The organism is Candidatus Thorarchaeota archaeon (genome assembly GCA_021498125.1).
Taxonomy (GTDB): Archaea; Asgardarchaeota; Thorarchaeia; order Thorarchaeales; family Thorarchaeaceae; genus B65-G9.
The window spans coordinates 41,132-59,925 of sequence record JAIZWL010000005.1 but is presented as its reverse complement, the minus strand read 5'-3'; the positions used below and the strand labels follow the sequence as shown (position 1 = coordinate 59,925).

Below are 18,794 nucleotides of genomic sequence, written 5' to 3'. Positions count from 1 at the left end.
TTTATGGCCCAGTAGTAGCAGGTGCACCCCAGTACAGCAGCCAATGTCTCCAGTTCACAGTAATGTCGAGAACGACACCGTGTACACTGGTCGATGTGACTGCGGTAGTCTGACTCTGCCAGAGCGGAATCACCGAGCACTCTTGTGCCTGAAGATCCTGCAACTGATAGTATGCATCCTGTCGCGCAGCATCAGTCGCTGCACTGCGACCTTGCATCCACAAGTTGTACTGTTGGACACCACCAGCAGGGTATGTGCTGTTGTAGCCCATGTTAATCCAAGAGGCAAATGGCAGAAATGCATAGTTGTCTGCATCAATGTAGTCGGGGTACCAACCATAGATGTAGACTGCCATCGTCCCTGCGCGCCGGTTAGCTGCGTAGGTCCCCCATTCTGCTGAATGGAGATTGACCTCTATGACGCCGCTGGCCTCAAGATCACTCTTGTAGACAGCTGCCTGCTTAGCACTCTCAGGATAGTGACCACTAGATTCGTACCAAAGATCAACCACGAGCTTGTGCGATGAGGTATATCCATACTTTGCCAAGGTCGTCTGGGTGTAGCTGTAGTTGGCATCACCATAGATCTTGAACGAATCTTTGTGGTATGCCATTCCAGCAGGAATGATGCTATACAATGGCGAAGCCATATTCAAGAACACGGTCTCAGTGACGTGAGTCCTGTTCAGAGCAGCAGCGATTGCCCTCCTGACCTCAGTATTGTTGAAGGGTGCAATTCTCTGCTGGAAGCACATGTATTGGATCTGAGCGCCAATACCTTCCCACACACGCAGTTTTGCGTTGTTCTTGAAGCTGTTCACCTGTGCTGCTGTCAGCTGTCGGTAGGCAATGTCAATTTGGCCTGAAGAGATTGCAGTGCCCAATGCAGTTGAATCACTGAACATCTTAATGATGATCGTCTTTGTCTTTGGAAGACCAGCATCTTTATTCCAGTAGTATGGGTTCGCCTCAAGTCTCATCTCTGAGTCGTGCGATCCAGTTCTAGTCCAGTTGGTGAGAATGTACGGACCAAGTCCTAGCGGATGACTTGCACGTGCATCACCTGATTTGTAGTTAACAAGTTGGTCCATTGGTGCATACTTTGGATCCACCATGTAGGATGCTGCACAAGACATAAGCTGCAAAAATGGTGCAAACTTCATCTTGAGATGAAATGCGACCACGTAGGTACTAACTACCTCAACACTGGAGATAATTGAGTCATAACCAATGTTCAATTGTGGACCATCAGGCTCCCATAGACCATTGCCTGTGAGGTTACAGTTCCGGTCAAAGGTGTACTTGACAACTGATGCATTGAACGGACGCGCTCCATCAAAGGTTACACCCTGACGTAGCGTGAACGTCCAAGTCAGACCATCAGAACTCTGTTCCCAACTCTCTGCAAGAGCAGGTTGTATGTCATTTGGTCCAGCACTTGAACCCGGTTTGATTTCAACCAACCCCGAACTCAGGGCAGTTATGATTTCCCAACCAAAGTAGTCATATGATCGTGCATTGTCCAAGTTAACCTCAACGGAATCTGTTGTTCCCATTATGAGAGTGTCCTTGGCCTGGGCGGGCATTTGAGTAGCGTACCAAATACCAACGCCTGCAATGGCAATGATTACAATGACCACGATGGCGGTAATTTGTTTACTAGGCAGATTACATTCCTCCACGCGTTCATTTTATCACTTGCATGAAGACAAGTGTGAATCAACAGTGATGTACTCGCAGTATATAAGTCGTTGCAGAAACGTAATCGGGAAAGAAAAGAATTAAATCCATAACTCATTTTTTTCACAAATATCAAGCCAGTTTTGCGTTCAAAAAACCTATTGGTTAGTGATTATTCCAATTAAAAAGTTATGGAGAGACATGTTAGGGCACCATCACATTTCTGAAACTCGCTCATGTTTAATTCTATTACCTCGTATCCTGCTCGCGTAATCGATTCCGCTGTGATTGGATGCCCTGCTGGAAGAAGCACTCGCCCATTAATCATCAACGTGTTAGCAGCATAATGTTCGCTATCAGGAACGTAGATCACTTTCGCATCCTGAACAACTGGATGGTCAAGAAACCTGCCAGTCCCCACAAAGGTCGTGTCATCAATGGCAGTCAGATATGATTTCAAATGCATGATCTGAGGCGCCTCAATCGTATCAACAGGCACGCCTAACCATGAACTCATCTGCATCACACCTTGTTGATTTGTACGTTGAGAGAGCCCCGAGATCAGACGATGAGCGAGATGAATCACATCACCACCTTCAATTGTTGCAGGCGCCTCTGCCACTTCACAGTCAAAGTACTGCTCAAGCACAGGTCTCACAGTGGAAATTTCGTCTCGACGGGATTGCGGTTTCGGACGAGTGATAAAAGCACGATTCCCGTAGACCACTGCTGTATCCTCAACAAAACAAGCATCTGGAAGACTTGGTTGTGGTTCTAAGACGATCACTTCGAGACCTAGCTCTTCTAAGGTCGTGACATACTGGGCGTGTTGCTGTAGTGCCCTCTCCAGGTTCACAGTATGATGAAGAGGATGCTCCGAGATGCAGCCCGTAAAGGCTGCAGAGGGCGGCCGCACGATAGCCTTTGTGACCTTCATGATTTAGACCCATTCGTTGCACAGTCCCCTTCGATTTAAAATGGACGCATAGCCCCTTGTCACATCTACAAAAGACCCATCAATCAGGCGCATGACCCGCATTCACGTGTAGTCCATCAAGATCCCTTGGACCAACATAACACAGGAATCCATTTCTTTGAGCGGTCTCGTAGCATTCGGTGATCAGTGGAGCAGTGGTCGGATACTCAACGATAAGAACAAACTTCCCTGCAGTGAGAAAGAGATTCAGATCTGTAATGGTCTGGTTGCGTGAGGCTGCACTGGTCGCTTCGTCATCCATGGTAAAGACATCTTCGCGCCCGATACCGTCAACATATCCCAGATACTCGGGAATACAAGTTGCCAGATGTTCACCATTCTGAGGAACGATCAGAAAATCAGAACGTGCAGTCTTAGCATAGTGTGAGAGAGCGGCAACAAAATCCACCATCAGCTGAGCCGCCTGCTCGACACCCTGGTCCTCATAAAATTCGTAGGCATCTATGATGTCCAGATACACACCGTCAAAGCCCTGTGCAATGATCTGGTCAAGATACGAATCATTTGTCCCAAAGATAATCCGTTGCCAATCCGAGTCCCAATAATGAACCTTGTAATTCCCGGGCCAGTCGGGATTCTCACTATCCAACCAATCGGGAGCACCTGCATCAGGCACACCATTATGATCAGCGTCCCATGACTCGTTCCAATATTGACGATAGTCCTCAGCCTCGCCAATACTCATGTAACACAAAAGAATCTTCGTGCTGGTCTCATCGGTACCATTCGAAATAGTCTGGATCTCTTCAGTTGTCCATGCATCATCTTGATAATATCCGTCCATGACCAATAGATCATACTTGCTCTCTGTAAGAGCAGAGATTGCCCCTTTCCGAGTCTGGTAGGCGTCATACTGAAGCACGTATCCAAAATCGTCAACTGTACGATCTTGGATCGAGAAAGACACGGTATCGCCAGTGTTCACATCTTGTAGGCCGTAAAAAACCAATCCACCTGATACGATAATAATTGGTAGAAGCACAACTAGACCAATTCGTCGATCCATATCTTTCAAAATCCTTGAGTTCACAAAAAGGCTTTGGCGACGAATCCCGTTCAGCCATCAAGGGATATAATAAAAATATTGCTCGAAATATTATTCCACTAATGAAATCCGTGCTTAAAAAAGAAAATAATTACAACAAATTTGTATAGACAATTTTTTGATGTTATAGGGGTCTATCAGTACGTAAAAACATTATCTGTGATTCTCGTGGTCACTAAATATGTAAAGGTCGATAAATGATGAACAAGAAGAAAATTTTGAAGATTTCTATTTTAATATCGGTTGTGATGCTGATAATCAGTGCAGTCTCAATTGTGAACCTATTTACGTTACGTGATGAACACCTTATCCATTCCGAAAGTTCACCAAATAAGAACATATCAACAATGATCACCGTCAGCGGCGGCCACTATTACGATGTTGATATCGATGTCGCACACCAAGACTATGACTCCGTGTCAGCCTCTGCAATAGTCAGCCTTCAATTAAATGGAACCGTACTATTCACGCGATCAATTCACTCATCTGAAACATCCGATTCGGATAACAATGAACTGGTTACGGCTTATGCATCTATGACGTATAGATTCTATGCCACTGGAGATACAGTATTACGTATCAATGGCACGATCATCGAGGGGGACAGTTGCGCTCTGAGAATCTTTCAGGATATTCCCCAGTCACTAAATGCAGGCATTTTGGAGTCAGGCACTCTTACCTTTGTAATGGCACTAGTGACCTTTCTATTGATCTTTGGTTACATGTGGGTGAGCAGTAAACAAAATAGTAACAAACCACTAAATGAAAGTAAAGAGGAACTTGGTACATCTAAGTGATCAAATACACAAGTAATCCATCGTGGCGTTAATAAGGTAAAGACGAGGATTATGAATGATAACAGCTCCTTGGTACAACTAATTGAGTGTGATCCTTTGGATAATGATGGCCGATGTGATAATCCAGTCGAAAAGGATGGTGTCCATCTTTACAACTGCGATGTTATGGAACTATATGACAAATGGCCATCCCCAACTGTAATCATATCCGATGGGGCCTATGGTCTTGCGCAATGGACCGGAGACCCTAGAACTGCACACGACCTTGCCGAATGGTATGAACCGCACATAAAAAAATGGTCAGAACATGCTACACCACTTACATCCTTATGGTTTTGGAACCGCGAAATTGGTTGGGCAAAAGTACACCCTATCCTTGAAAAATATGGCTGGGAATACGTAAGTTGTAATGTGTGGGACAAGGGAATTGCTCACGTCGCGGGTAACTCAAATACAGAAACATTACGTCAATTTCCGGTAGTCACTGAAGTCTGTGTATTGTACATAAAAAAAGCAGAATTCCAGATCGATGGTGAAAAAGTTTCTATGCAAAGATGGCTTCGTCACGAATGGGAACGCTCCGGGATTCCGTTATATAAGGCCAATGAGGCATGCGGTGTAAAGAATGCAGCAACTAGAAAATATCTGACAAAAGATCATCTCTTCTATTTTCCACCACCTGATGCATTTTCAAAAATGGTAAAATATGTAAATAAATACGGAGATCCTTCAGGGCGTCCGTATTTCTCTTTAGACGGGATCAGACCCCTTACAAAGGCCGAATGGCAAGTAATGCGCTCAAAGTTCTATTGTGAAGTAGGTGTCACAAACGTTTGGCGTACTCCTTCGCTTCATAGTAGCGAGCGAATGTGGGCCAAGAGCGGCAAGGCATTACACCCCAATCAAAAACCGTTAGAGTTAATTAAATTAATAATCAGAGCGACTTCTGATGAGAATGATATCGTATGGGAACCATTTGGTGGTCTCTGTACGGGTGCAGTGGCTGCTCTTGAGCTTGGAAGACAATGTTATTCTGCGGAAATTAATGTTAATCTTTTTAAAATGGCTACGGAGCGATTGATGCAACATGACCAAGAAACCTACAGAAAAGGAGCCATCGGCTTGGAAACATTTCTCTCTATGGACGAATGTGAAAAAGACGCTGATTCTTCTACCTAATTATTTTGAGGCTAAAATATCTATATCAGGAATCGAGGCAACGGATATTTTCACCCTTGGGAGCCTTATCGCTGCTGCTATTGAAACAAACATAGTTGCATCATTAAATAAACTACATTCCGTATGGGATCCGGACGACAAATACACAGAATATTATTTTATTAGAGAAGCGGAAATATTCCCGGATGTTAGACTTGTCAAGAAAGATAATCCAGACCCTCTCCTTGGTATTGAACTCAAAAGTTGGTATCTCTTGTCTAAAGAAAAAGTTCCAAGTGCACGGTTTAAGGTAAACGCTAATGCATGTACAGAACAAGACCTTCTTGTATTATATCCATGGGCACTAGAAAACGTATTATCTGGGCAGCCAATTATTTTTAATCCATTTATTAAGCCATGTCGGTATGTAGCTGAATATCGGAATTGGTGGTGGCAAAAACAACGTGCTACAGAAACAAGTCGTAAGATCATGATGCCCACTGATGTAAAGCCATATCCTACAGGGCGCGAAAAAATAGAAGACAAACCTGAATATAACGGAGGCCATAATTTTGGACGAATTGCCCGTACCGGAGTTATGTCCAAATATATTAAAGATTGTCTAAAACTAAAGGTTGCAGGGGTTCCAGCGATGAAATGGATCGATTTTTTCAAAACAATATAAACGACATTTTCACGACTGCTATCTCTTAGTGAATATCTACAGTATTAAGCAATAAAACAAAGGGGAAAGAAGGAGGGTGACGGCGACCCTTGCAAGGTCGTCGAGTACAGCCCAGAGTTTGCGGCCGTACCTTCATCCACCGCCAGTCACGAGCTCCTTCCGTACTATCTCGCGGCCCTCTTCATCGACAACGACGAGGTGAGCGCCGCATGATAGTCAGCAGTCATAGCACCGCACAACCATCTCGAGGAGGTTGAGCAGGCCTTCAGGTATTTCTTCGGTCATTTTCATGTCAGGTCTCCTTAGAGTTTTACAAGAGGTTCTGGAAGCTTCAGGTCTTTGTGGCCCTGTTGTTCGAAGACAAATCTCGCGGCATCGAGAAGGCTCTTCTCAATACCTGCAATATTATTATTTGTTGCAACGATGAGGTTGGCCTTGAGAATCATTCCGTCCTCGTCGCATTCGTAATTATGCAAGAGTGTACCACGAGGCGCCTCGACGAGTCCTACGCCATTACCAGCGCGTGGTTCAACATCTGCGAGTTTGACATCTGTGCTCACAATGTCGGGATCTTCGAGCAGGTTCTTGATGTGTTCAGCGGCCTGAACCATTTCTATCACACGGGCATAGTGGTAAGCAAAGGTATGATGAGAGGGCCGACCGACCAGCTCGCGCATCTCCTTCAATGCTTCTTGAGCCAGTGGTGTGGCCATCTTGTCAGCCACATTGCAACGGGCAAGCGTATTGGCACGCCAGATCCCTTTAGGGTAGCCAACAGGCTTGTAATAGATATGAGTAGCATAGGAATGGTCCGAAACAAATTCGCCATAATAATCAGGATAGTCCTGTGGCTTAAAGTCCGCTACGATCTTCCCGTCAGGATCCATCACACGGACGGTGCCATCATAGATGTCGTGGACGCCCTTGTTCGCCAGACCAAGATAGTATGTTGGTGTGACTGCGACCTTGGTCACCACATCTATGTAGTCCGATACGACCTTCTTTGCAAGGTCCACGGTCTTCGTGATGTTCTCCATAAGTTCGGGAATCTGTCCAAGCCAGTAGTCCCGCGATTCCTCTGAGACCGTGGCCAGCATTCCACCAGGGATGGCAGTAGTCGGATGAATTGCTTTGATACCGACGGTCTTGCACAGTTCCTGTCCGAACTGCATCAACTTGATCGCTTGAACAGCCACATCAGGAAGATGCTTCAACACACCAGCAACATTTCGAACAGCGGGATCTGCAAATGGGCCGAACACAAAGTCAGGGGCGGCGAGTGCATAGAAGTGGATCGCGTGGGAGGAGAGTTGCTTAGCCTCAATGAGGAGTCGGCGAAGCTTTATTGCAGCGGGGGGCGGAGTGATCCCCCATGCATCCTCTACCGCCTTGACCGAGGCGAGATGGTGAGGAACGGGGCAGATCCCGCAGATGCGAGGTGCTATCCGTGGAGCCTCCTCCATTGGACGGCCCTCGAGAAACTTCTCAAAGAAACGGGTGCTGGACACATTAAACTGGACATCTCTGACTTTTCCATCAGTACCGAGCTTTATTGTCAGTGAACCATGACCTTCAAGCCTCGTGACTGGATCAATGCGAATTATTCTTTCATCAGTCATTATTTTTTAGCCTCCTCTCTCTTGATGCGGATTCGACCAAGCCGACTTGCGGGATAGGTGAACCGCCAGAACTGACCGAGAGGATCTTTGCATTCATTCTCGATCTTTTCAGGGTCGATTGGTGCGTAAGTGCCCAGCATGCCAATACCCGCAGCGCCCTGGTCCGAATCAATAGGTGGCACAGGACCAAAGCAACCTCGGCAAGTCGCACCCCGATTAACACACAGGCCCTCACAGAGACCCCAGGTGGCGGAGCCCATGCAGATGTATCCTTGTTCGAGAAGACATCTGTCAGGATCGGCATTACCCTGATACGGTCGCAGTATCTCAGGAATGGGGGTCTCCTTCTTCTCTCTCTTACAATAGTGACAGACCGCATGAGGCGGAAGGTCTAAGGGAGTCCCGCTCAAGAGCGCAGTCACGGCTTTGAGAATGAGTTCAGATGTGGGGGGGCAGCCGGGCAGATAAATGTCAAAGTCGACGATCGTATTATTTGCACGAATCACGGGCTCTATCGGCGGAAGATTTTCTGAGGGGACCTTACCACCGGTCACGGTCCGGTTCTCTCTGAACTTAACATCGTAACACTCTTCGATGTCGTAGAAATTCGCAAGACCCGGGATTCCTCCATAGCAAGAGCACGTTCCAAAAGCAACAAGGATCTTGCATTTTTTACGCATGACTTTCAGTAGGTGCGTGTCCTCTTCGGTCCGAGCGACTCCCTCATAGAAGCCGACCGCGATCGAGCCATCGGGATAGTTCTCCAGGTCCTGATGCTTGAAGTCTGCGACACAGGTCCAGAACTTGATATCAAGTTTCGGGAGAACATCTGCCAGATGAAGATGAATGTCGATCAAGCTCTGGTAACAGCCCCAACATGAACTGCCCTGAGCCATTGCTACTGGTACGGGTTCTGTCAATTTGCGACCTCCTTTCTTGCATAGACCAGCTCGCACCCATTCTCTCCTGCGATCTCCACGCTGCCCCATCGGAGCAGACCAACGATATTCCACACGATCAGGTCCTTAGGCAGTTCAGTTCGATTAGCCAGTTCTGTGATCGTGGCAGGGCCTTGAGCGAGAGCCTCAGTGATAGCCTTTCGCTGTTTACGTATATCTCCTCGATTCTGCTGGAAGAAACTCTTGAACTGTGTCATCTCCATTGCCCCCTTAGAGGTCCTAGTTTCTTTACTTGATCGATAAGCAGGGTCACCCCATCGGCAAAGATCTGGGCCTCAGAGGCACTTGCCCACTGCAATCGAATCCGTCGAGGGTCGATCCCCGCTTGCTCGATCGCCTTGCGCAAGAGCGCCCATCGTGCCTGCATCTTCAGGTTCCCACTCGTATAGTGACAGTCTCCGGGGTGACACCCTGAAACCAGCACTCCATCTGCGCCCATCTCAAGGGCTGCAAGAATAAAGTCCGGGTCGATCCGCCCGGTACAATTCACCCTGATGATTCGAGCGTTTGGGGGGTATTGTATACGGCTTGTTCCGGCTAAGTCGGCACCAGCGTACGAGCACCAGTTGCAGCAGAATGCAACTATCTTAGGTTCCCAGTCATTACCGGTCGTAGTAGTCTTTGTTGTTGCTTGAGTCATGGATCACTCACCTCCGCTGATCGGGCTTGGAACCAGTAGCGCTTCAACCATAGAGAGAATCTGCTCATCCGTAGAATGAAACATCGTAATGGCACCACTGGGGCAGCCGGCCGCGCAGGTTCCGCACCCATGACATTTGGCCTCTGTCACAACAGCAATCGGTGGATCCGAATCGTCCATGGATATGGCTCCATAAGGACAGGCCGCAACACAGGTATGACAAGAGGAACAGAGATCCGGGTCCACTCGTGAGACCGTGGACTCTATCTCGACCTCACCCCGTGCCAAGAGTGATGCTGCCTTTGCTGCTGCGCCACTTGCATCGATGACCGATTCGGAGGCGTTCTTTGCAGCCTGTGCCACTCCTGCGATCATAATCCCCGCAGTGTGCGTTGTGAGAGGTGCTAGCTTGATGTGTTCTGGATTGAAGAAGCCATCACCACTTCGCGTCAGACTGAACATGGTCGCGGTCTCTTCAACATCTGATGGCGGTATCATCGCTGATGCAAGAATCAGCAGGTCAGGTTCGAACGCAAGTTGGTCGTCGGCAAGTACGTCCCGCCATCGCATCTTGATCTTGCCATCCGTTACTGTGACCTCGGGCTTCTCATCTGGTTCGAACTTGCTGAATATGACTCGCTTCTGTCGTGCGAGCCTGTGAATATCCTCATGTCCTCGACCGTAGGTACGGACATCCTGATAGAGAACGAGTGCCTCATCAACCCGGTCTCGTAGGTCCGCAGCGGCCTTCGCAACAGCGGAACAACAATATCGCGAACAGTGCTCGTGCCCCTTCTTACCGGGTTCTCGTGAACCAACACATCCAATGAATGCGATCTTCTTTGCAGGCTTTCCGTCGCTTGGCCGAAGAAGAAGATCCTGTCGAGGCATCGCCTGAAGCTCATCGAGCGTCACAATGTCTGGTGATTCACCATAACCGTAGTAGCCCTTTGGTTTGAAAGCCTCGAATCCAGTTGCCACAATGACAGCCCCTACTTCTACGGTCTCATTCTTTTTGCGACCCTGTGACTCAATTGTGACCTCGAAATTCCCAATGTACCCCTCAAAGTCAATGACTCGGCTGCTCTTGTAGACCTTGATATTTGAATGGGACTCTACTCGCTCTATGAGTGGTTCGACAACCTCTGTACCGGTACGATCTGATGGGAACATGTGGGTCCACTTGATTACGTTGCCACCGAGCTTGTCCTGTTTCTCGACAAGGACCACCTCAAAACCACGATCTGCAATATCAAGAGAGGCACGCAGTCCAGCGATACCTCCACCCACGACGAGAGTACGAGGGATCACCTTGACTCGTTTAATTGGGAGAGGCTCCAGCTTTGCAGCTCGGGCGACAGCCATCCTCACGAGGTCAATGGCCTTCTCCGTTGCAGCCTCGGGTTCATGCATGTGACACCAAGAAACATGCTCACGTAAATTGACCTGTTCAAAGACGTACCTGTTGAGACCTCCCTCTTCTACTACTCGCCTGAAGGTTGGCTCATGCATTCGCGGAGAACAGCTCGCCACGATGATACGGGTCAGGTCGTGCTCTTTGATCTTTGTCCGGATAAGTTCCTGTCCCGAATCAGCACACATGAACATCTCGTCTGTTGAGAATACAACATTCGGGAATTTTTCGGCCTCTTTCGCAACACGAACAACATCTACGGTGCCCGCAATGTTATGACCACAATGGCATACAAAGACACCGATACGCGGGGTCTCGTTTTCAGTCATCTACTTTCCACCTCCAGAGAGAAGAATAGTTGCTCTCATGGCCGCCGCGCTTCCGGCGGTCACGGAGTCAGGGATATCTTTCGGCCCATCAACACAACCACATACAAGGATTCCCGGGTTATCGGTCTCTAAGGGTGAGGCAAGACAGTCCATGGTCTCAACATAGCCGTCACTGGATGTTCGAAGTCCAAGCATAGCCGCGAGCTGATCAAGATCCTCAGCGGGTTGGAGACCGGGACACAGGACCACGAGGTCGTGCTCAACGTTCTGCATCTGACCAGTAAGGGTGTTTTCTACCTCAAAGCGCAGATTCTTCGTGACTGGATCTTCCTCAATCTCACCAACACGACCCTTCATGAAACTAACACCAAAACGTGTTCGGGCCATCTCGTAGAATTCTTCAAAGCCCTTCCCAAAGGCACGGATGTCCGCATAGTAGATCGTGACGTTTGCCTCTGCATCATGTTCGCGGGCCATAACAGCATTCTTGATCCCGTACATGCAACACACTCGGGAACAGTTGGGAACGCCCTTCTTGATGTCACGAGCACCAACGCACTGAATGAATCCAATATTCTTTGGGACCGTGCCATCACTGAGTCGAATGAGGTGTCCCTGAGTAGGACCGGCTGCATTAATCAACCGCTCGAACTCCATGGCTGTGATCACATTACGATAGCGACCATATCCTAACCGTGGATATTTTCGTACATCAAAGAGCTTGTACCCTGTTGAGAGAATGATCACGCCGACTGAGAGCTCGACCGTCTCATCCTGCATCTCAAAGTCGATCGCACCGCGCTCGCAGACCCGTTGGCATCTCTTACATTGAATACAAGAGTTCTTGTCAATAGTGTAGACATTAGGAGTCGATTGTGGAAACATTACGTAGATGGCCTTTCGGAAACCAAGATACTCATCGAACTCGTTCGGGACCTCTATCGGGCATTCTCTGGCACAGTCACCGCATCCAGAACATCGATCTTCATGCACGTAACGAGCCTTTCGCAACACCTCGACTTTGAAGTCGCCAACCTCTCCCGTGACATTCTTGACCTCTGAATAGGTAAGGAGTTCAATGTTCGGGTGTCGGGAGACCTCGCTCAGCCGTGGAGTCAGAATACAGGCCGAGCAGTCCAAAGTGGGAAATGTCTTATCGAGGGCAGCCATGCGTCCTCCAATAGAAGGTGATTTTTCAACCAGATAGACCTTGTACCCTTGACCAGCAATGTCTAGGGCGGCCTGCATGCCAGCAACGCCACCACCAACAACAAGTGCCGCTGTCGATCTCATGCCTGTCCCCCCTGAAGGGCAGCAAGGACCTCTTGTGGGTCAATGCGGTTGAGCGAAAATCCAAGTCTTTCTTCATCAATTCCTAAAGCTGGTCCCAAGAACTGAGTGATGGGCATGACGGGTATTCTCCTTGAAGCATCAAAATTATCGTCGAATTGAACCTGAGTAAGTTGAATGTCACAGAATTCACAGGCGGTGAGTATAACGTCGGCACCGACATCTGCAATATTGTTGACCTTCTCCTGACCGATCTTGGTAGCAAGTGACTCGTCCATCGCAAGCATGGGACCACCACAGCACCGGGTCTTGCCAGCATAGTCCACAGCCTCAGCACCTGCGATCTCGGCCAGTCGGTCAAGGATCGTTGGGTTCTCCGGATCGTCCACCTGCACAATATCAAACGGTCGTGTCACGTGGCATCCATAGTGAGCGGAAACCTTCAACCCGGTGTAGGGCTTGACGATTGCACGCTCAATTGTCTCGTACCCGATGTCCTCCGCAAGCACCTGAAGGAGATGTCGAACTCGTACCTTTCCTGTGTACTTGAGACCCTCATCCGCCAGGATGTCATTGATCTCATCACGCAACTGCTTGTCGTGGTCAAGCTCGTGCTTGGTGATCTTGAGAGACCCTGAACACGCTCCACAGATCGCCAAGATATCGAGACCCTCTTTTTCAGCGACTGCAAGGATTCGTCCGCTCATTGCTGCGAACGCGGTCGGGCTGATCGATTCGATGTATTGAGCACCGCAACATGTGACATCGGTCATCTCACGGGCCTTCACTCCCAACTTCTCAAGTACAGCGATCGTTGCGGCCTCGTAAGCCGGAAGTCTGACTGGAGTGGTGCACCCAGTGTAAAGCAGTATCTCTCTCATTCGCTCTCCTCCAGTGGTATTAATTTTTTAATCCGCTTCAAAAATTCATTATTCCAACCCAACTCGGTATTGAGGCCGAGATCCTCCCTGTCATCCTCCTCAAAGTCCGTGTAGGAATCATTCAGCAACCACCCATCCCTAATCAATGCACTAACAACATGCCTGAAAGATTGTGGAACATGACCCTCGCGTGCTGCTAAAATTCGGACTGCATGAAATATCTCCGCAGGACTGACACCCTCCTGACAACGTTCTTCACAGAGCCTACAGGTCATGCAGAGCCAAGGAAGCGTACTCTTGAGGACCTCTTCACGTTCGCCCAAGAGGATCTTCTGGATCAGTTGTCGTGGCCGATACTCATCGGAATATCTTGCAACGGCACAGCTAGCGGTACAGATACCACATTGAATACATTTGTTCACAGCTTCGCCACCAGGGATGGCTGCAAGCTCCTCTGCGAAGCTAGAGGTAGGGGTATAGACCGTTTCATTCATTGACAATCGTCTCCTTCGAAGGATTGCGAGTCGGGGATCCACCGGGCCACGGTTTCGAATTGTAATAAGGCCCGGCTGTAGTAGCACAGAGAGTTATTATATCCTTAACGAGTTCAGGAATAGACACATTTCGGACAAATCGTGCCACAGATACGTACCATTTCGCACAACTGACGTTCAATAAGCGACATTGCCGGGGAAGTAACTCCCCGACCCGCCGCGACAACGTTCAACGGCATACTCCAATGAATCTTCATCCGCTCACACGGTATGGAGTCGCTCCTGAGGACTCACTTCCAACATGGTCATGTCCGGTGATTGTACGAACCGGCTCAAGATGATCGTGGCACGCATTGCTGCAGCACTACCTGCCGTGACTGAATCGGGAATGTCCTTTGGCCCACTCGCACAACCACATGCGAAAATGCCCGGCACCGTCGTGTCAACAGGTGCGGTGATCTCATCACGGATGGCAATGAAGCCATCATCTTCCAACTCGAGACCCAGCTCTTCGGCCAACTCAGAAGTTCCAGTAGAGGGAAGGACTCCCGGGCTCAGCACGACCAGATCATGCTCGACGACCATCGGCTGATGCTTCTTCGTATCCTCTACTGTGAGAAAGAGATTTCCTGTAGCAGGATCTTCCGTCACATCACCCACACGCCCACGGACAAAGTTCACTCCAAAGCGTGTTCGGGCCATCTCATAGAATTCTTCAAAACCCTTCCCGAAGGCACGAATATCCGCATAGTAGATCGTCGCCTCGGCCTTCGAATCGTGCTCCCGAGCCATGACGGCATTCTTGATCCCGTACATGCAACAGATCCGCGAACATTCTGGTACACCCTTTTGCGTATCCCGGGCTCCAACGCACTGAATGAATGCGATCTTACGCGGTCGCGTTCCATCACTTGGCCGGAGAAGATTGCCACTGGTGGGACCAGCAGCATTGATGAGGCGTTCGTATTCCAGGGCATTAATGACATTCGGATATTTCCCATAACCGAATCGTCCATACTGTCCAACGTCAAAGATCTTGTACCCAGTCGCCACAATGATAGTGCCAACATCAAGCTCGATGATCTCATCTTTCATGGAGTGATTAATCGCTTTTCGGTCGCAGGCCTCAACACATAGCCCACACTCACAACAAATCGTGCAGCCAAGACACCGGCCAGCCTCACGGACCGCATCCTCTTTGGTGAACCCGAGTTCGACCTCTTCATAGGAGTTCTTCCGGGAAGCAATTCTGGCCTTTGGCATCTCGGTCCGAGGTTGCGTGAGAAAAGTGGCCTCATCTACAAGAGGCCCAGCAGGTTTGTATTGAGTACCGTTTCGACCCTTAGTCATATCTTCCCCTTGCAGATATTTGTCGATCGAGATCGCAGCCTGCTTCCCCTGACCAACTGCCTTGACTGCGGTGAACGGTCCGGTGACCACATCACCACCCGCAAAGACACCAGCAACATTCGTCTGGAGGGTCAAAGGATCAGTCATGATCGTGCCCCACTCTGTGCGTTCCAGAGACTCCAGAAGCTTGGAGGGTGCAACCTGCTGACCGATTGCCACGATCATCGTATCAACTGAGACCGTGAACTCAGAATCGTGGATTGGAATTGGTCTCCTTCGACCAGAGAGATCCTCAGCACCCAGTTTCATTCGAATGCACTGAAGACCAGTGATGTCTCCCTTTGCCGTCAAGATCTTTGTCGGCGTGGTCATCATCATGAAACGGACACCCTCACGTCGAGCATCCTCAACCTCGCTTGGAATCGCAGGAAGTTCAACCTGAGATCGGCGATAGATGAGCGTGACCTCTTTAGCACCTTCACGGAGAGCCACACGAGCAGAGTCAATAGCCGCATCTCCACCACCGATAACGGCGACTCTTTCTCCAACCTTCACCCTCTTACCTCGTGCCACGGCATCAAGAAAATCAATAGCATGATACACGCCCTTTGCACCCTCGCCCTCGAGTCCAAGTCGTCTACTCTGAGAAGCGCCGGTGGCCACAAAAACAGCTTTGAATCCCTGCTCCTTCAAGGACTCAATCGATTCGATCTCGGTATCGAAGACAAACTCTACTCCGTATTCCGCAACACGGTCAATCTCCTCACGGAGCACATCTCGTGGAAGTCTGTATTCTGGAATAGCATATCTCATGAGACCGCCGGGTTCGGAACGCTTCTCGAAGACCGTGACCGGATAACCCATTCGTGCAAGCTGATAGGCACAGGACACCCCGGCCGGACCCGCACCAATGATCGCAACCCGTTCCGTCTTTGTGATCTCGGCTTTGACGGGTGCAATACTTCCGCTCTTCCGCTCGTTATCTGCAAGGAATCTGTGCAGGTTCCGAATGCTCACGCTCTCGTCATAGTTTCCACGAGCACACTCGCCCTCACACCAGTGGACACAGACTCTTCCAAGCGTCCCTGCAAAGGGCATTGCGTCACGGACGATCTCCAGCGCCCTATCGAACTTTCCGACGCCGATCATCCGTATGAAACCCTGAGTGTTCACGCCAGCAGGACAGGCAAGCCTACACGGGGCATGATCTCTCTTGTCGATCGTATAGACGTGTGGGGTCGCCTGCGGAAATGGCATATAGACCGCCTTGCGAAAACCAAGCCCTTCATCGAATTCCGAGGGAACTTCCACAGGACATACCTTCTCGCACTCGCCGCAACCAGAACAAGCATCTTCATCGATATACCGTGCCTTTCGCAAGACCTCAACTCTGAACTTGCCAGCCTTCCCTGCAACGCGCCTCACTTCTGAATATGTCAGTAACTCAATGTTCGGATGCCGTGCGACCTCGCTCAATCGCGGAGTCAGTATGCAAGCCGAACAATCCAGTGTTGGAAATGTCTTATCCAACGCGGCCATCTTGCCGCCAATAGAGGGCGTCCTCTCAACAAGATAGACCTTGAAACCCTGATTCGCAATGTCCAGAGCGGCCTGCATTCCTGCGACCCCTCCGCCGATCACGAGCGACCGCCCCTGTTCTAAGAGCTCGCTCTCCTTAGTAGTCACCTCTTCAACCGTCACGTGTTAACCTCCTTGTACACAAAACATAATCTCCCCGACCCCAATCTGCCATCCAGAGCCATAGAAAGTCGGAGTATGTTCCCTGTCCATCCAAAAAATCGTAGCCGCCGCGGATGTTGACATAGATCCCCTGAGATCCATCTCGTTGTACGAATACCCTTCCTGTGATCTGTGACCACATGAGCTCGGGTCGTTCAGTCGCTCTTCTCGCATTGACCACCCACCTTCACGGCCAGGTCTTCCAAGCGACATCATGGATCAGTCAGCGGATCCCACTCCACATTAGTCCCGTTGTTTCTTAGATTCATTAATGTAATTGATTATTATAGGATACATTGCTATATAGCATTCACTAGTTACAAATCGTAAGTTCATGGTCAAAATATGAACGGAAAGCATAGTTCTTGTTCGATCGAATGACCGAAATCAGCCATAATCTGTAAAACACCAAATTCGCCCAGATTTGAAACCATGATCGAAATAAATGCGCACAGAACCCGCAATAGTATAAATCACACGGGACATATACGAGTTAAGTCGAGTCTTGTACCAAGTAAGCAAAAGCGCATTATTATAATAAATCCGGCATTTTATCTATAAAATATTACCACACATATTTTAAAAAAGAATAAAGCGGCCGCGTGATCACGGCCACTGAAAAAATATTATTCGTCATCAGAAGCATCATATGTTCTAAATTCCGAGTCCATGTCAGGCCGGGACTCAGCGGGTTGTGGTGATCGTACAACTCGGTCATCTGTTCGTGGTGGGCCTTCTAGTTGTGAGGATCCGGAAAGCGTAATAGGCCCGTACTTTTGGGCATATCCGATCAACAAAACAAAAGCGGAAACTCCAGCAACGAACAAGGCAATAGATGTCTTCACGATATCGTCCTTCAACGTCTGTGGCAAATCTTTGTAAATTGTTACAGTCCAATACTCGCCCTTCGTTATGACACCAGTTATCCAAAATGTAACGTTTGTATCTGCATGAAACGAGTACTTCGCTGAAGCCTTAGCTGACACACCTTTCCTAGTACTGGTACCCGGACGAGAAGTATCTTGAAGTGTGCCTGACCATACCTTTGTTCCGTTTATAACGAACGCAATAGGTGCTAAAACTTCGCCATAATTGGTATTTGTGTTCACCACACAGAACTCTAGGTCATAAGAGTGTCCTCCTTTCAGTGAGTAGGTCACATTAACAACCGAGTCATAAGATCTATCACTAGTGATCAAGTAACTCTCCTGTGAAAAATAAAGACGGAGATCCATTGCAGCAATGATAGCGGTCACAACAAATAATGATATAATAAGAAATTTCCATATCTGTCGGTAGCCCAAACTAAAACCACCAGCTCGCATCCGCAACATTTCGTTATAATATTTCCGAAATTAATTTAGTATAATTAAGGTGTGTTATTATAAAACAACTAAACGAAACTACTATGTTATTAATTATTATTCAACATATGATAATATCATAATTTAAATCGCGTGGACATATACATAATCATCTACATTTCAGAGGCCATAATGAGCAATCTTCGAATTATCTCATTTCTAGCAAAAGCAGATATAAAGACAACGACTTCATCCATCCTCATCGTCTATTATCGGATTTTCCTACATTTTTAAACTTTTTAAACCGTTCAGAATATATAAATATTAAACACTGATTACCCGGGTTTACAAATACCGTACTACAAATCAAGTCTTTTTGAAAAACCAATAACCATAAACTATCAACTCGGGAT

Annotated in this window: 17 protein-coding genes; 3 read left to right on the top strand and 14 right to left on the bottom strand. The window is 48.4% G+C overall.

What is annotated here, in order from left to right; all coding sequences use genetic code 11:
* Position 1: 1 nt before the first annotated feature.
* The 3 genes from K9W43_11195 to K9W43_11185 all read right to left on the bottom strand — a co-directional run bounded on the left by K9W43_11195 (position 2) and on the right by K9W43_11185 (position 3,682).
* Positions 2–1,639, bottom strand: a complete 1,638-nt coding sequence (locus K9W43_11195; protein ID MCF2137786.1) for an ABC transporter substrate-binding protein — start codon at positions 1,637–1,639, stop codon at positions 2–4.
* A gap of 221 nt (positions 1,640–1,860) precedes the next feature.
* On the bottom strand, positions 1,861–2,616 hold the full coding sequence (locus K9W43_11190) for a N(G),N(G)-dimethylarginine dimethylaminohydrolase (GenBank protein ID MCF2137785.1): 756 nt from the start codon (positions 2,614–2,616) through the stop codon (positions 1,861–1,863).
* A gap of 79 nt (positions 2,617–2,695) precedes the next feature.
* Positions 2,696–3,682, bottom strand: coding sequence for an endo alpha-1,4 polygalactosaminidase (locus K9W43_11185; protein MCF2137784.1), 987 nt, complete (start codon positions 3,680–3,682; stop codon positions 2,696–2,698).
* 386 nt (positions 3,683–4,068) lie between these two features.
* Between K9W43_11185 and K9W43_11180 the strand changes: the two genes are divergently transcribed.
* The 3 genes from K9W43_11180 to K9W43_11170 all read left to right on the top strand — a co-directional run bounded on the left by K9W43_11180 (position 4,069) and on the right by K9W43_11170 (position 6,361).
* Positions 4,069–4,518: a hypothetical protein gene (locus K9W43_11180; protein ID MCF2137783.1), complete on the top strand. Its 450-nt coding sequence runs from the start codon at positions 4,069–4,071 to the stop codon at positions 4,516–4,518.
* 96 nt (positions 4,519–4,614) lie between these two features.
* A complete protein-coding gene (locus K9W43_11175) occupies positions 4,615–5,697 on the top strand; it encodes a site-specific DNA-methyltransferase (protein MCF2137782.1) in 1,083 nt (360 codons plus the stop codon).
* Positions 5,669–6,361, top strand: coding sequence for a hypothetical protein (locus tag K9W43_11170; protein ID MCF2137781.1), 693 nt, complete (start codon positions 5,669–5,671; stop codon positions 6,359–6,361). The genes K9W43_11175 and K9W43_11170 overlap by 29 nt, the downstream gene beginning before the upstream one ends.
* Before the next feature lie 302 nt (positions 6,362–6,663).
* Here the strand turns inward: K9W43_11170 and K9W43_11165 are convergent, their stop codons facing one another.
* The 11 genes from K9W43_11165 to K9W43_11115 form a co-directional block, all read right to left on the bottom strand.
* Positions 6,664–7,980 (bottom strand): Ni/Fe hydrogenase subunit alpha, encoded by a 1,317-nt coding sequence (locus K9W43_11165; GenBank protein ID MCF2137780.1) that lies wholly within the window; start codon positions 7,978–7,980, stop codon positions 6,664–6,666.
* Positions 7,980–8,900 (bottom strand): F420-nonreducing hydrogenase, encoded by a 921-nt coding sequence (locus K9W43_11160; protein ID MCF2137779.1) that lies wholly within the window; start codon positions 8,898–8,900, stop codon positions 7,980–7,982. The genes K9W43_11165 and K9W43_11160 overlap by 1 nt, the downstream gene beginning before the upstream one ends.
* Complete coding sequence (locus K9W43_11155) at positions 8,897–9,136, bottom strand: hypothetical protein (GenBank protein ID MCF2137778.1); 240 nt, start codon at positions 9,134–9,136, stop codon at positions 8,897–8,899. The genes K9W43_11160 and K9W43_11155 overlap by 4 nt, the downstream gene beginning before the upstream one ends.
* Complete coding sequence (locus K9W43_11150) at positions 9,133–9,579, bottom strand: hydrogenase iron-sulfur subunit (GenBank protein MCF2137777.1); 447 nt, start codon at positions 9,577–9,579, stop codon at positions 9,133–9,135. The genes K9W43_11155 and K9W43_11150 overlap by 4 nt, the downstream gene beginning before the upstream one ends.
* Positions 9,580–9,582: 3 nt before the next feature.
* Positions 9,583–11,322, bottom strand: coding sequence for a CoB--CoM heterodisulfide reductase iron-sulfur subunit A family protein (locus K9W43_11145; protein ID MCF2137776.1), 1,740 nt, complete (start codon positions 11,320–11,322; stop codon positions 9,583–9,585).
* Complete coding sequence (locus tag K9W43_11140; GenBank protein MCF2137775.1) at positions 11,323–12,615, bottom strand: CoB--CoM heterodisulfide reductase iron-sulfur subunit A family protein; 1,293 nt, start codon at positions 12,613–12,615, stop codon at positions 11,323–11,325. It abuts the gene before it with no gap.
* Positions 12,612–13,493 (bottom strand): CoB--CoM heterodisulfide reductase iron-sulfur subunit B family protein, encoded by an 882-nt coding sequence (locus K9W43_11135; protein MCF2137774.1) that lies wholly within the window; start codon positions 13,491–13,493, stop codon positions 12,612–12,614. Before K9W43_11135 ends, K9W43_11140 begins: the two co-directional genes overlap by 4 nt.
* Positions 13,490–13,987 carry a 4Fe-4S dicluster domain-containing protein gene (locus tag K9W43_11130; protein ID MCF2137773.1) on the bottom strand — a complete coding sequence of 166 codons (498 nt, stop codon included), beginning with the start codon at positions 13,985–13,987 and terminating at the stop codon, positions 13,490–13,492. Before K9W43_11130 ends, K9W43_11135 begins: the two co-directional genes overlap by 4 nt.
* A 261-nt stretch (positions 13,988–14,248) precedes the next feature.
* Positions 14,249–17,038: an FAD-dependent oxidoreductase gene (locus K9W43_11125; GenBank protein MCF2137772.1), complete on the bottom strand. Its 2,790-nt coding sequence runs from the start codon at positions 17,036–17,038 to the stop codon at positions 14,249–14,251.
* Positions 17,039–17,041: 3 nt separating this feature from the next.
* Positions 17,042–17,251, bottom strand: coding sequence for a hypothetical protein (locus K9W43_11120; GenBank protein ID MCF2137771.1), 210 nt, complete (start codon positions 17,249–17,251; stop codon positions 17,042–17,044).
* A gap of 452 nt (positions 17,252–17,703) precedes the next feature.
* Positions 17,704–18,381, bottom strand: a complete 678-nt coding sequence (locus K9W43_11115) for a hypothetical protein (GenBank protein MCF2137770.1) — start codon at positions 18,379–18,381, stop codon at positions 17,704–17,706.
* Positions 18,382–18,794 lie beyond the last annotated feature (413 nt).